Here is a 14,226-nt window from a genome sequence, read left to right as displayed (position 1 = left end):
CACCATGGCACGACACTTCAGAGCCGGCGCGGCCGGCCTGGCCGTCCTCGGCCTCACCCTCACGGCCTGCTCGGGCGCGAAGGTAGGTGACGACAGCGCAGGCGGCTCGGGCAGCTCGGGCAAGTGCGGCACCTTCAACCTCGCGATCAACCCGTGGGTGGGCTATGAGGCGAACGCGGCGGTCCTCGCCTACGTCGCCGAGCACGACCTCGGCTGCAAGGTCGAACAGAAGAACCTGAAGGAGGAGATCGCCTGGCAGGGCTTCGGGACGGGCGAGGTCGACGCCGTCGTCGAGAACTGGGGCCACGACGATCTGAAGAAGAAGTACATCACCCAGCAGAAGACCGCCGTCGACGCGGGCCCGACCGGCAACAAGGGCCTCATCGGCTGGTACGTGCCGCCGTGGCTGGCGAAGGCGCACCCGGACATCCTCGACTGGAAGAACCTCAACAAGTACGCGTCGAAGTTCAAGACCTCCGAGTCGGGTGGCAAGGGCCAGCTCCTCGACGGCGATCCGTCGTTCGTCACCAACGACGAGGCGCTCGTGAAGAACCTCAAGCTGGACTTCAAGGTGGTGTACGCGGGCAGCGAGACCGCGCTCATCCAGGCGTACCGCAACGCCGAGAAGAACAAGGAATGGGTGATCGGCTACTTCTACGAGCCGCAGTGGTTCATGTCCGAGGTGCCGCTCAAGAAGGTCAGCCTGCCCGAGTACAAGACGGGCTGCGACGCCGACGCCGAGAAGGTCGCCTGCGACTACCCGGTGTACAAGCTCGACAAGATCGTCAGCGCCAAGTTCGCCAAGTCGGGCAGCCCGGCCTATGACCTGGTGAAGAAGTTCAACTGGACCAACGACGACCAGAACACCGTGGCCAAGTACATCGCGGTGGACAAGATGGCGCCGGAGGCCGCGGCGAAGAAGTGGGTCGAGGCCAACCGCGGCAAGGTCGACGCCTGGATCAAGTAGGGGCGCACGATTGTCTGTGTGAACCCGCCGGAAAGGCCCGGCAGGCTGTGTCTTCAGCCTGCCGGGCCTCGTCGTTTTCCGGTGATTCCTCCCCGCCGCTTCCAGGGTTTTTCCGGCGTCGCGGACCCCTTGACACGCCTGTCCACGGCGGGCACATTGAGTTGCGCAACCTGAACTCTGTTGCGCACACAGCAACTGCATCGCTTTCAACGTCGGAGGTGCGGCGATGGCGGGACCCCGGGTGGTCATCATCGGAGCGGGCGTCGTGGGAGCAGCGCTCGCCGATGAGATCTCCGCGCGAGGCTGGACCAATGTGACCGTCGTCGACCAGGGCCCGCTGCCCGCCACCGGGGGATCGTCGTCACACGCCCCGGGCCTGGTCTTCCAGACCAACCCCTCCAAGACCATGACCGAGATGGCCCGCTACACCGTCGAGAAGTTCTGCTCGCTGGACGTCGACGGTGAGCCCTGCTTCCTCCAGGTCGGCGGCCTTGAGGTGGCGACCAGCCCGGAGCGCGTCACGGAGCTCCAGCGGCGCCACGGCTGGCTCACCTCCTGGGGCATCGAGTCCCGGCTGCTGACCACCGAGGAGTGCGTCGCACAGCACCCGCTCGTCAACCCGGACAAGGTCCTCGCCGGCCTCCATGTGCCCACGGACGGCCTCGCGAAGGCGGTCCTCGCCGTCGAGGCGCAGATCCGGCGGGCCACCGAACGCGGCGTGCGCTTCCTCGCCCGCCACGAAGTCCTCGACGTCCGGCGGGCCGACGGCGAGGTGACCGGCGTCCTCACCGACCAGGGCGAGATCCCCGCCGACATCGTCGTGTGCTGCGCCGGCATCTGGGGCCCGAGGATCGCCCGCATGGCCGGCATGAACCTCCCGCTCACGCCGCTCGCCCACCAGCTGGCCTGGACGGGCCCGGTACCGGCCTTGGCGGGCCAGACGCAGGAGGCGGTCCGCCCGATCCTGCGCCACCAGGACGCCGACCTCTACTACCGTGACCGCTTCGACGGCCTGGGCATCGGCTACTACGGCCACCGCCCGATGCCGATCTCGGCCGACGACATCCTTTCCGTGGACGAGGCCGACGAGATGCCGTCCGTCCTGAAGTTCACCGAGGAGGACTTCGAGGAGGCCTGGAGCGAGACCCAGTCCCTGCTTCCCGCGACGAAGGACGCCAAGGTCGAAGAGGGCATCAACGGCTTGTTCTCCTTCACCACCGACGGCCTGCCGCTGCTCGGCGAATCCCCGGACGTCAAGGGCTTCTGGGTCGCCGAGGCCGTCTGGGTCACCCACTCCGCGGGCGTCGGCCGGGCCATGGCCGAGTGGCTGGTCGACGGTCACTGCTCCTCGTTCGACCTGCACGAGTGCGACGTCAACCGCTTTGAACCGCACCAGCTCTCGCCCGAGTACGTGCTGGCCCGCGACTGCCAGAACTTCGTCGAGGTCTACGACATCCTCCACCCCCTCCAGCCGTCGGGAGACCCGCGCCCGATCCGCACGAGCCCGTTCCACGCCCGCCAGCAGGAGCTCGGCGCCTTCTTCCTGGAGGCCAACGGCTGGGAGCGCCCGCAGTGGTACGAGGCCAACGCGGGCCTGGTCGAAGGCCGTTCCATCCCGACCCCCAACGACTGGGCCGCGCGCTACTGGTCGCCCGTCGTCGGCGCCGAGGCCCAGGTCACCCGCGAGACCGTCGCGATGTACGACATGACGGCCCTCAAGCGCCTGGAGGTCAGCGGCCCCGGCGCCGCCGCCTTCCTGGAGCGGCTGTGCACCGGCAAGGTCGCCAAGTCCGTCGGCTCGGTGACGTACACGCTGCTGCTCGACCACGACGGCGGCATCCGCAGCGACATCACCGTCGCCCGGCTGGCCCCCGACCGCTTCCAGGTCGGCGCCAACGGCAACCTGGACCTCGACTGGTTCACGCGTCACCTCCCCGCCGACGGCACGGTCCAGGTCCGTGACATCACGCCCGGCACGTGCTGCATCGGCCTGTGGGGGCCGCGCGCCCGCGAGGTCCTGCAGCCGCTCACCGATGCCGACTTCTCGGCGACCGGCCTGAAGTACTTCCGCGCCAAGCGCGCCCACATCGGCTCCGTCCCGGTGACGGCCATGCGCCTGTCGTACGTCGGGGAGCTCGGCTGGGAGCTGTACACCACCGCCGACCTGGGCCAGAAGCTGTGGGACACCCTCCGGCAGGCGGCCGAACCGCTCGGCGGCATCGTCGCCGGCCGCGGCGCCTTCAACAGTCTGCGCCTGGAGAAGGGCTACCGGTCCTTCGGTACCGACATGACCTACGAGCACGACCCCTACGAGGCCGGAGTCGGGTTCGCCGTCAAGCTCGACAAGGACGACTTCATCGGCAAGGCGGCGCTGGAGCGGCGGAGGGCCGACGTACGGCGGAAGCTGACCTGCCTCACCATCGACGACCCCAGGGCGGTCGTGATGGGCAAGGAGCCGGTGTACGACGGTGACTGTGCGGTCGGGTACGTCACGAGCGCGGCGTACGGCTACACGATCGGCAAGGGCATCGCCTATGCGTGGCTGCCGGCTGAGCTTGCCGCTCCGGGGACCGTCGTGCACATCGGGTACTTCGACCAGTCCGTCGAGGCCGTGGTCGCCGAGGAGCCGTTGTTCGATCCGGCGATGTCCCGTCTTCGTGGCTGAGTCCTCGGCGTTGGAAGGAACTCCAGGTGACCGCACAACTCCTTGACGGCAAGGCGACCGCCGCCGCCATCCGTCTCGAACTGGCCGAGCGCGTGGCCAAGTTGACCGCGACCACCGGCCGTGCGCCGGGCCTCGGTACCGTGCTGGTCGGCGACGACCCCGGCAGCCGCGCCTACGTCGGCGGCAAGCACCGGGACTGCGCGCAGGTGGGCATCGCCTCCATCCGGCGGGAGCTGCCCGCCGACGCCTCGCAGCGGCAGGTCGAGGAGACGATCGACGAACTCAACGCCGACCCGGCCTGCACCGGGTACATCGTCCAGCTCCCGCTCCCGCGCCACCTCGAAGCCAACGCCGTACTGGAACGCATGGACCCGGCCAAGGACGCCGACGGACTGCACCCCGTCAACCTCGGCCGGCTCGTCCTCGGCGTCGAGGCCCCGCTGCCGTGCACCCCGCGCGGCATCGTCGAACTGCTCCGCCGCCACGACGTGCCGCTCGCGGGAGCGCGGGTGTGCGTGATCGGCCGGGGCATCACCGTCGGACGGCCCATCGGACTGCTGCTCACCCGCAGGTCCGAGAACGCCACCGTGACCCTGTGCCACACCGGAACCAAGGGCCTGGCCTGGCACGTACGCGAGGCGGACATCGTCGTCGCCGCAGCCGGCTCGCCCGGACTGATCACCAAGGACATGCTGCGCCCCGGCGCGGCCGTCCTGGACGTCGGCATCACCCGCACCGACCAGGGCCTGGTGGGTGACATCCACCCGGACGCCGCCCGGGTCGCCGGCTGGCTGGCGCCGATGCCCGGGGGTGTGGGCCCCATGACCCGGGCCATGTTGCTCGCCAATGTCGTCGAGGCCGCCGAGAGGAACGCGAACCCCGTATGAACGCGCTGAACACCCCCCTGGCGGAGCTGGACCCCGAGGTCCACGCGGCGCTCCGCGCCGAACTGCACCGCCAGCAGTCCACCCTGGAGATGATCGCCTCCGAGAACTTCGCGCCCTCCGCCGTCATGGAGGCGCAGGGCTCGGTCGCGACCAACAAGTACGCCGAGGGCTACCCCGGCCGCCGCTACTACGGCGGCTGCGAACACGTCGACGTCACCGAGCGGCTGGCCATCGAGCGCGTCAAGTCCCTCTTCGGCGCGGGCTTCGCCAACGTGCAGCCCCACTCGGGCGCCCAGGCGAACACCGCCGTCTTCTTCGCCCTGCTCCAGCCCGGCGACACCGTCCTCGGCCTCGACCTCGCGCACGGCGGGCACCTCACGCACGGCATGCGCATCAACTACAGCGGCAAGATGCTGAACGTCGTGCCGTACCACGTGTCCGAGGGGGACAACCTCGTCGACATGGACGAGGTCGAGCACCTCGCCAAGGAACACCGCCCCAAGATGATCATCGCGGGCTGGTCGGCGTACCCGAGGCAGCTGGACTTCGCGGCCTTCCGCCGGATCGCCGACGAGGTGGGTGCCCTGCTGATGGTCGACATGGCGCACTTCGCCGGACTGGTGGCGGCGGGACTGCACCCCAGCCCCGTACCGCACGCCCACGTCACGACCACCACGACCCACAAGACCCTCGGCGGCCCGCGCGGCGGTGTCATCCTCACCAACGAGGCCGACCTCGCCAAGAAGATCAACTCGGCGGTCTTCCCCGGGATGCAGGGCGGCCCCCTGGAGCACGTCATCGCCGCGAAGGCGGTGTCGTTCAAGGTCGCCGCGTCACCGGAGTTCGCCGAACGCCAGGCCCGTACGCTCTCCGGTTCCCGCATCCTGGCCGAACGCCTCACCCGGGCGGACGCGGCGGCGGCCGGCGTGAAGGTCCTGACAGGCGGCACGGATGTCCACCTGGTCCTGGTCGACCTACGCGACTCGGAGCTCGACGGCCGGCAGGCCGAGGACCTGCTTCACGAGATCGGCATCACCGTCAACCGCAACGCCGTGCCCTTCGACCCGCGCCCGCCCATGGTCACCTCGGGCCTGCGCATCGGCACCCCGGCCCTGGCCACCCGCGGCTTCACGGAGGCGGACTTCGCCGAGGTCGCGGACGCGATCGCCCTCGCCCTCCAGCCGGAGCCGGACGTGCCCGCCTTGCGCGCCCGCACTCAGGCCCTGGCCGCCAAGCACCCGCTCTACCCGCACCTGTCCGAAGACGGAGACGCCCGATGAGCCCCCGCACCCCCGGCGCCGAGCTCCCCGAACACCCCGACTGGCTGTGGCGCAACCCCGAGCCGAAGCGCTCGTACGACGTCGTCATCGTGGGCGGCGGCGGCCACGGCCTGGCCACCGCCCACTACCTGGCGAAGAACCACGGCATCACCAACGTCGCCGTGCTCGAGAAGGGCTGGCTGGCGGGCGGCAACATGGCCCGCAACACCACGATCATCCGCTCCAACTACCTCTGGGACGAGAGCGCCGGCATCTACGAGCACGCGCTCAAGCTGTGGGAGGGCCTGGCCGAGGAACTCGACTACCCGATCCTCTTCTCCCAGCGCGGCGTGCTGAACCTCGCCCACAGCCTCCAGGACGTCCGCGACAGCGTGCGCCGCGTCGAGGCCAACCGCCTCAACGGCGTGGACGCCGAGTGGCTCGACGCGGACGGTGTCAAGGACGTCTGCCCGATCGTCAACATCTCCCCGGACGTGCGCTATCCGGTCCTGGGCGCGACCTACCAGCCGCGCGCGGGCATCGCCAAGCACGACCACGTGGCCTGGGGCCTCGCCCGCTCCGCCGACGTCGCCGGGATCGACATCATCCAGAACTGCGAGGTGACCGGCCTCGACGTCGTCGACAACCGGGTGGTGGGAGTCCGGACCACCCGCGGCCCGATCGCGGCGGGCAAGGTCGCCCTCTGCTCGGCGGGCCACACCTCGGTGCTCGCGGCCATGGCGGGCATCGAACTCCCCGTCCAGAGCCACCCCTTGCAGGCACTGGTGTCGGAGCTGCTGGAACCCGTCCATCCGACGGTCGTCATGTCCAACGCCGTCCACGTGTACGTCAGCCAGGCGCACAAGGGCGAGCTGGTGATGGGCGCGGGCATCGACGCGTACAACTCCTACACCCAGCGCGGCGCCTTCCACATCATCGAACAGCAGATGTCGGCGGCCCTGGAGCTCTTCCCGGTCTTCGCCCGGGCCCACGTCCTGCGGACCTGGGGCGGCATCGTCGACGTCAGCCCCGACGCCTCACCGATCATCGGCCTCAGCCCGGTCGACAACCTCTACCTCAACTGCGGCTGGGGAACCGGCGGTTTCAAGGCCACCCCCGGGGTCGGCTGGGTCTACGCCCACACCATCGCCCACGACACACCGCACCCGCTGAACGCCCCCTTCTCGCTCGACCGTTTCACCACCGGCGCGCTCGTCGACGAGCACGGCGCGGCCGCGGTGGCCCACTAGGACCATCAGGGAGCCGACCTATGCTGCTGATCCCCTGCCCGTGGTGCGGGCCCCGCGACGAGGCCGAGTTCCACTACGGCGGCCAGGCCCACGTGCCGTACCCGCAGGACCCGTCCTCCCTCACCGACGAGGACTGGGCCCGCTACCTCTTCTTCCGCGACAACCCCAGGGGCCCCTTCGCCGAACGCTGGACCCACGCGTCGGGCTGCCGCCGCTGGTTCAACGCGGTGCGGGACACGTCGACGAACGAGATCCTGACGGTGTACCGGGCGGGGGAGGAGCGCCCTGCCACCTTCGAGTCACGCCAGGTGCATCCAGCCCGTCCGGCGCTTGAGGACGAGGCCGTTCAGGCCGAAGCGGGGTCCGGGGCGGCAGCCCCGGTGGAGGTGCGGGGGGCGCAGCCACCGCTGGGGTCTGGACCTGGGGCGGCAGCCCCGGTGGGGGTGCAGGGGGCGCAGCCCCCGCGGGGGTCCGGGGGCGCAGCCCCCAGCGGGGTCGAAGGGGCGGAGCCCCTGGAGGATCGGACGGGTAGGGGCGGCGGGGGCGAGGAAACCCAGCCGTTCCGCCACCCCACCCGCGGCCGAATCCACCGCGACACCCCGCTCACCTTCACCTTCGACGGCACCGCGTACCAGGGCTACAAGGGCGACACCCTCGCCTCCGCCCTCCTCGCCAACGGCGTCATCCGGACCGGCACCAGCATCAAGCTGGGCCGCCCCCGCGGCATCTTCTCGGCCGGCGTCGAGGAGCCCAACGCGGTCGTCCAGATCGAGGCCCCGTTCCCCGAGCCCATGCTCCCCGCCACCACCGTCGAGCTCTACGACGGCCTGGTCGCGACCGGCCTCCCCGGCCAGGGCCGCCTCGCCACCGCCCCGGACCCGGCCCGCTACGACGCCGTACACGCCCACTGCGACCTCTTGGTCGTCGGCGCGGGCCCGGCCGGCCTCGCCGCAGCGGCAGCCGCCGCCCGCTCAGGTGCCCGCGTCATCCTCGCCGACGACCAGCCGGAACCCGGCGGCAGCCTCCTCGGCACCGGCGAACTCCTGGACTGGGTGGACGACACCACCGCCCGACTCGACGCGGCCCCCGACGTACGCGTACTGCGTCGCACCACTGTCTTCGGCTACTACGACGACAACCACCTCCTCGCCGTGGAGCGCCGCGCCAACCACCTCGGCGCCGAGGCCCCGGAGCACGTCTCCCGCGAACGCGTCTGGCGCATCCGCGCCCGCCGGGTCGTCCTCGCCACCGGCGCGCACGAACGCTCGCTGGCCTTCGCGGACAACGACCGCCCCGGCGTGATGCTGGCCGCCTCGGCCCGCGCCTACGTCAACCGCCACGGCGTCCTGCCCGGCCGTCACGCGGTCGTCTTCACCACCAACGACAGCGCCTATGCGGCAGCACTGGACCTCGCCGCGGCGGGCGTGGCGGTCGAGGCCGTCGTCGACACCCGCGCCGAGCCGGGGGAGTGGGCGGAGCGTGCCCGGCAGGCCGGCATCGAGGTGCTGACGGGCCACGCCGTCACCGGCACGGAAGGCGCCCCCCGGCTCACTTCCGTGACCGTCGCCCCGTACGGAGAGACAACAGGCCGACGGGAGTTCGCCGCCGACCTGCTCCTGGTCTCCGGCGGCTGGAACCCGGTCGCGCACCTGTTCAGCCAGGCGGGAGGCAAGCTCCGCCACGACGAGGAGCTCGGCACCTTCGTCCCCGACACCTGCCGTCAGGCGGTCGAGGTCGCGGGCGGCGCGAGCGGCGCCTTCGAGCTGGCCCGGGTCCTAGCGCAGGGAGCGGCGGCCGGTGCCCGCGCGCTTCAGGCCGAGGGCTACACCTGTGAATCCCCGCGCCTGCCCCAGGTGGCCACGCCACCGCAGACGCCGCCCATGCGCGTGTTCACCATCCCTAGCCGGGAAGGCGCCCCGCGCTTCGTCGACCTGCAACGCGACGTCACCGTCGACGACCTGGCCCGGGCGACCGGTGCGGGCATGCGCTCCGTGGAGCACACCAAGCGGTACACCACGGCCGGCACGGCGAACGACCAGGGCAAGACCTCCGGCGTCCTGGCCAGTGGCGTCGTCGCCGAACTGCTCGGCGTGGACGTCTCCGCGCTCGGCACCACCACCTTCCGGCCGCCGTACACCCCCGTCTCCTTCGCCGCCCTCGCCGGCCGCGACCGTGGTGCGCTGCTCGACCCGATCCGCACCACCGCCCTGCACGAATGGCATGTCGCGCACGGCGCCCTGTTCGAGAACGTCGGCCAGTGGAAGCGGCCCTGGTACTACCCGCAGGACGGCGAGGACATGGAGACGGCCGTACTGCGCGAGTGTGCCGCCGCCCGCGAGGGCGTCGCCTTCATGGACGCCTCCACCCTCGGCAAGATCGACGTTCAGGGCCCGGACGCCGGCGTCTTCCTCGACCTGCTCTACACCAACATGATGAGCACCCTGAAGGTCGGCATGATCCGCTACGGCGTGATGTGCCGCCCGGACGGCATGGTCTTCGACGACGGCACGGTGATCCGCCTCGACCAGGACCGCTACCTGGTCACCACCACGACGGGCAACGCAGCCGCCGTGCTGGACTGGATGGAGGAGTGGCTGCAGACGGAGTGGCCCGAACTGCGCGTCCACTGCACGTCGGTGACCGAGCAGTGGGCCACCGTCGCCCTGGTCGGCCCGCGCTCCCGCGAGGTCCTCGGCTCGCTCGCGCCCCGACTCGCCGTCGCCAACGAGGACTTCCCGTTCATGGCGTGGCGCGAGACGACCGTCGCCGGCATCGACGCGCGCGTGTGCCGGATCAGCTTCTCCGGTGAACTCGCCTACGAGATCAACGTGTCACCGTGGGAGGCCCTCGCCCTGTGGGAGGCGCTGTACGAGGCCGGCGCCCCGTACGGCATCACCCCGTACGGCACGGAGACCATGCACGTCCTGCGCGCGGAGAAGGGCTATCCGATCGTCGGCCAGGACACCGACGGCACCGTGACGCCGCAGGACCTCGGCATGAGCTGGGTGGTGTCGAAGAAGAAGCGGGACTTCATCGGCAAGCGGTCCCACGCCCGCGCCGACACCGCCCGCCCCGACCGCAAGCACCTGGTCGGGCTGCTTCCGGAGGACCCGGGAACGTTCCTCCCCGAAGGCACGCACCTGGTCGCCGGCAGTGTGCTGCCCGCGCCGCCCGTCCCGATGCTCGGTCACGTCACCTCCAGCTACCGCAGCGCGGCCCTCGGCCGGACCTTCGCCCTCGCGCTCGTCAAGGGCGGCCGGGACCGCATCGGTGAGCGCCTCTACGCCCCCGTGGGCGACCGGCTGGTCCCGGTGACCGTCGCGAGCCCCGTCCTCTACGACCCCGAGGGAGCCCGCCGCGATGGCTGACACCGCCGTTACCACCCCGCTCCGCAGCCCGCTGTCGCCTGCCGCCGGCCGGCTGGCCGCCGCGACCCGCGCCTCCGGGGGCGCGGTCCGGCTGGCGGAACTGCCCTTCCTGACCCAGCTCAATGTGCGTCTCGACCCCAAGGGAGCGGCGGCGGACGCCGTGGGACTGGCGCTGGGGCTCCAACTCCCCGTCGAACCCGGCGCCGTGGTCCGCGCCGGGGAGCTGACCGCGCTGTGGCTCGGCCCCGACGAATGGCTCGTGGTGGGACCGCCTGGCGGTCGGCGGGACCTGGAGAGCCGGATCCGTGAGGCCGCGGGCGACGAACCCGTGTCCGTCATCGATGTGTCGGCCCAGCGCACCACGCTCCTCGTCGCCGGCCCCCGGGCCCGCGACCTGCTGGCCCACGGCTGCTCGCTCGATCTTCACCCGCGGGTCTTCGGCCCGGGGCGCTGCGCCCAGACCAACCTGGCCCGCACCCAGGTCGTCCTGGTCGCCCGTGACGACCCCAGGGCCGGGTTCTGGGTGCTGGTCCGTGCGTCCTTCGCCGGCCACCTGACGGACTGGCTGCTGGACGCGGCCGTGGAGTGGACGGGCTGACGCGGGCAGCGTGAAGCGGCGGTCGGTGATCCGGACACCGGATCACCGACCGCCGCTTGGCATGAGGGGCCTGTTCCGCGCTTGGCGTGAACCTCGGTCCGCGTGGGCGAGACGGTGGCTCTCAGTCCGCGTGGGCAAGACGTTGGCTCTCAGTCCGCGTGGACGAGACGTTGACTGAGCTCGTCCGCTCCCGCGACCAGCAGGGGCGCGAGTTCGTGCATCCGCTCCACGGTGAGCCGGAAGGCCGGCCCCGACGCGCTGAGGGCGGCGACGACCTCGCCGTCGCCCGAACGCACGGGGGCGGACAGGGCGTTGAGGCCCTCCTCGTATTCCTCCAGCGTGATGGCATAGCCCTGCTCACGGGCTGCGGACAGGTCCGCCTCCAGTTTCTTCCTGGAGGTCACCGTGCGCGGTGTCAGCCGGGGGAGGCCGGCCTCGGCGAGGAGCGCGTCGCGTTCCTCGCGGGCGAGGTGGGCCAGGAGGACCTTGCCGCTCGACGTGCAGTGCAGCGGCGTCAGCCGTCCCACCCAGTTCTGCGCGGCGATGGCCGCCGAGCCGCGCACCTGGTAGAGGTTGATCGCGTGGTGGGACTCGAGCACGGCGATGTTCATCGTCTCGCCCACGTCGTCGACGAGACGCTCACAGATCCCGCGCCCGTGTCTGGTGACGGCGATACGGCCCGTCACGGCGCCGGCCAGGCGCACGACCCCGAAGCCGAGACGGTACTTTCCCCGTTCGTTCTCCTGCTCGACCATCCCATGCGCTTCCAGCGCGCCGAGCAGACGGAAAGCGGTGGACTTGTGGACGTCGATCGCCGCGGCCACCTCACTCACGCCCGCCTCGCCGTGCTGGGCGAGGATCTCCAGCACGGCGACGGCACGGTCAACGGATTGCACTCCGCCACTGGGAGCGCCTGCGGTCTCAGCGCCGTGGTTGCTCATGGCGAAACTCTAGGTGCAATGGGCAACGGGTGTGAGGGGGTGGGGCTCATTTTCCTCAAACAGATCTCTCAACGGAAGACGACCGTACGGTTGCCGTTGACCATGACGCGGCTCTGAGTGTGCCATTCCACCGCCCGCGCCAGGACCTGCGCCTCGACGTCGCGCCCCAGGGCCACCATGCTGTCGGGCCCCTGCGAGTGGTTCACGCGGATGACGTCCTGCTCGATGATGGGGCCCTCGTCGAGGTCCGGGGTGACGTAGTGGGCCGTCGCTCCGACGAGCTTGACGCCGCGCTCGTACGCCTGGACATAGGGACGCGCGCCCTTGAAGCTCGGCAGGAACGAGTGGTGGATGTTGATCGCCCGGCCCTCGAGCTGCTTGCACAGGTCGTTCGACAGGATCTGCATGTAGCGGGCGAGGACCACCAGATCGATGTCCAGCTCGTCGACGAGCTCCAGCAGACGCGCCTCCGCCTCCGGCTTCGTCTCCCGGGTGACGGGCACGTGGTGGAAGGGGATCCCGTAGCTCTCGGCGAGCGGCTCGAAGTCCCGGTGGTTGGAGACGATCGCCGGCACCTCGATGTTCAGCGCGCCGGCGCGCCAGCGGAAGAGCAGGTCGTTCAGGCAGTGCCCGAACTTCGAGACCATGATCAGCGTGCGCGTCGGCGTCGACGCCTCGTACAGCTGCCAGGAGATGCGGTACGCCTCCGCCACCTGCGCGAAGCCGGACTTCAGGTCCTCCAGTGAAGTGCCCGGGTCCGCTACGTCGAAGTGCACCCGCATGAAGAAGCGGTCCTGCAGCCGGTCGTCGAACTGCTGGCTCTCCTGGATGTTCCCGGAGTGCCGGACCAGGAAGCCGGTCACGGCGTGGACGAGGCCCGAGCGGTCGGGGCACGACAGGGTGAGGACGAACTCGCGGCCGGTTGTGGGTCCAAGAGACACGGAGCCCTCCCAGAGGGAAGTGCGTATTACGCAACGAGCTGACTGATACGCAACATGGTCCTGGCTGTGACGGCCTGCGGTCAAGGGCTTGACACCGCTTCGGCCGGACTGCACCGTGAGTTGCGTAGCAAGAAGCATGTTGCACATGAGGCAACCACTCGCCCGCCCGAGGCGCTTCACTCCGAGGTGAACCATGACGACGACCGGCCTGCCGGAGAGCCTGATCGCGACCCTCCCCGGTGACCACTACACGGACCCGGAGATCTTCCGCCTGGAGCAGGAACACATATTTGAATCCATGTGGTTCTGCGCGGCACGCGCGTCGGAACTGTCCAAGCCGGGCGCCTTCCGGACCGTGGACGTCGGGCGGGAGAGCATCCTGCTGACCCGGTCGCGGGACGGCTCCGTGCGGGCCTTCTTCAACGTGTGCCGGCACCGGGGCGCGAAGCTGTGCACACAGGAGTCCGGCGAAGTGAAGCGGGCCTTCCAGTGCCCGTACCACGCCTGGACGTACGACTTCAACGGCAAGCTGGTCGCGGCACCGAACCTGACCAGGATGCCGGACGTCGGCCGTACCGAGTACGGCCTGGCACCAGTGGCGGTACGCGAGTGGCTCGGCTATGTGTGGGTGTGCCTGGCCGAGAATCCGCCCTCGTTCGAGCAGTCGGTGATCGCGGACGTGGTCGCGCGCCTGGGCGACGTGGAGTCCATCGAGCGGTACGACGTCGAGAGCCTGGAGGTCGGCCGGCGGATCGTCTACGACGTCAAGGCCAACTGGAAGCTCATCATCGAGAACTTCATGGAGTGCTACCACTGCGCGACGATCCACCCCGAGCTGACCGAGGTCCTCCCGGAGTTCGCCGACGGCTACGCGGCGCAGTTCTACGTGGGGCACGGCGCCGAGTTCGGCTCGGACGTCCAGGGCTTCACCGTGGACGGCTCGCAGGGCCTGGACCGTATCCCCACGGTCTCCGAGGAACAGGACCGCCGGTACTACGCGATCACGGTGCGTCCGCAGGTGTTCATCAACCTGGTCCCCGACCACGTGATCTTCCACCGGATGTTCCCGGTGTCGGTCGACCGCACGATCGTGGAGTGCGACTGGCTGTACCTGAAGGGTGTGGTGGAGAGCGGTAGGGACGTCAGCCGGTCGGTCGAGCTGTTCGACCGCGTCAACCGGCAGGACTTCGACGCCTGTGAGCGCTGCCAGCCCGCGATGAGCTCCCGGCTGTACGCCAAGGGCGGTGTCCTGGTGCCCAGCGAGCACCACATCGGCGAGTTCCACGACTGGGTCCAGGACCGCCTCGGCACCCGCGCGAACCTCGCGGAGCGCTAGCGTCGTGGGGCAGG

General features: G+C 70.4%; 10 protein-coding genes. 8 read left to right on the top strand and 2 right to left on the bottom strand.

The annotated features are described in order from the left end of the window. Nucleotides 1-4 precede the first annotated feature (4 nt). The 7 genes from MQE23_RS04170 (at nucleotide 5) to MQE23_RS04140 (ending at nucleotide 10,994) form a co-directional block, all read left to right on the top strand. A complete protein-coding gene (locus MQE23_RS04170; RefSeq protein ID WP_020276456.1) occupies nucleotides 5-967 on the top strand; it encodes an ABC transporter substrate-binding protein in 963 nt (320 codons plus the stop codon). 226 nt (nucleotides 968-1,193) lie between these two features. Beyond that, entirely contained in the window at nucleotides 1,194-3,632 is a 2,439-nt protein-coding gene (locus MQE23_RS04165) for an FAD-dependent oxidoreductase (RefSeq protein ID WP_243378277.1), read from the top strand. Between the two features lie 26 nt (nucleotides 3,633-3,658). Next, the gene (locus MQE23_RS04160) at nucleotides 3,659-4,519 is read left to right on the top strand and encodes a bifunctional methylenetetrahydrofolate dehydrogenase/methenyltetrahydrofolate cyclohydrolase (RefSeq protein ID WP_243378276.1); all 861 of its coding nucleotides are present in this window, start codon (nucleotides 3,659-3,661) and stop codon (nucleotides 4,517-4,519) included. Beyond that, entirely contained in the window at nucleotides 4,516-5,799 is a 1,284-nt protein-coding gene (gene glyA, locus MQE23_RS04155; RefSeq protein WP_020276453.1) for a serine hydroxymethyltransferase, read from the top strand. The genes MQE23_RS04160 and glyA overlap by 4 nt, the downstream gene beginning before the upstream one ends. Continuing rightward, entirely contained in the window at nucleotides 5,796-7,028 is a 1,233-nt protein-coding gene (locus tag MQE23_RS04150; protein ID WP_243378275.1) for a sarcosine oxidase subunit beta family protein, read from the top strand. Before glyA ends, MQE23_RS04150 begins: the two co-directional genes overlap by 4 nt. 20 nt (nucleotides 7,029-7,048) lie before the next feature. After that, entirely contained in the window at nucleotides 7,049-10,396 is a 3,348-nt protein-coding gene (locus tag MQE23_RS04145) for a sarcosine oxidase subunit alpha family protein (RefSeq protein ID WP_243378274.1), read from the top strand. After that, the gene (locus MQE23_RS04140; RefSeq protein ID WP_020276450.1) at nucleotides 10,389-10,994 is read left to right on the top strand and encodes a sarcosine oxidase subunit gamma family protein; all 606 of its coding nucleotides are present in this window, start codon (nucleotides 10,389-10,391) and stop codon (nucleotides 10,992-10,994) included. The genes MQE23_RS04145 and MQE23_RS04140 overlap by 8 nt, the downstream gene beginning before the upstream one ends. A 149-nt stretch (nucleotides 10,995-11,143) precedes the next feature. Here the strand turns inward: MQE23_RS04140 and MQE23_RS04135 are convergent, their stop codons facing one another. After that, nucleotides 11,144-11,935 carry an IclR family transcriptional regulator gene (locus MQE23_RS04135; RefSeq protein ID WP_051185717.1) on the bottom strand — a complete coding sequence of 264 codons (792 nt, stop codon included), beginning with the start codon at nucleotides 11,933-11,935 and terminating at the stop codon, nucleotides 11,144-11,146. A 68-nt stretch (nucleotides 11,936-12,003) separates the two neighbouring features. Further along, complete coding sequence (gene purU, locus MQE23_RS04130; protein ID WP_037672928.1) at nucleotides 12,004-12,876, bottom strand: formyltetrahydrofolate deformylase; 873 nt, start codon at nucleotides 12,874-12,876, stop codon at nucleotides 12,004-12,006. A gap of 193 nt (nucleotides 12,877-13,069) precedes the next feature. Here purU and MQE23_RS04125 point away from each other — a divergent pair, with 193 nt between their 5' ends. Next, a complete protein-coding gene (locus tag MQE23_RS04125; RefSeq protein WP_020276447.1) occupies nucleotides 13,070-14,212 on the top strand; it encodes an aromatic ring-hydroxylating dioxygenase subunit alpha in 1,143 nt (380 codons plus the stop codon). Nucleotides 14,213-14,226 lie beyond the last annotated feature (14 nt).

The organism is Streptomyces sp. HP-A2021, from assembly GCF_022807935.1.
GTDB classification, from domain to species: Bacteria; Actinomycetota; Actinomycetes; order Streptomycetales; family Streptomycetaceae; genus Streptomyces; species Streptomyces afghaniensis.
Note: the sequence above shows the minus strand (reverse complement) of the source record. Positions and strands in the feature narration are given on the sequence as shown.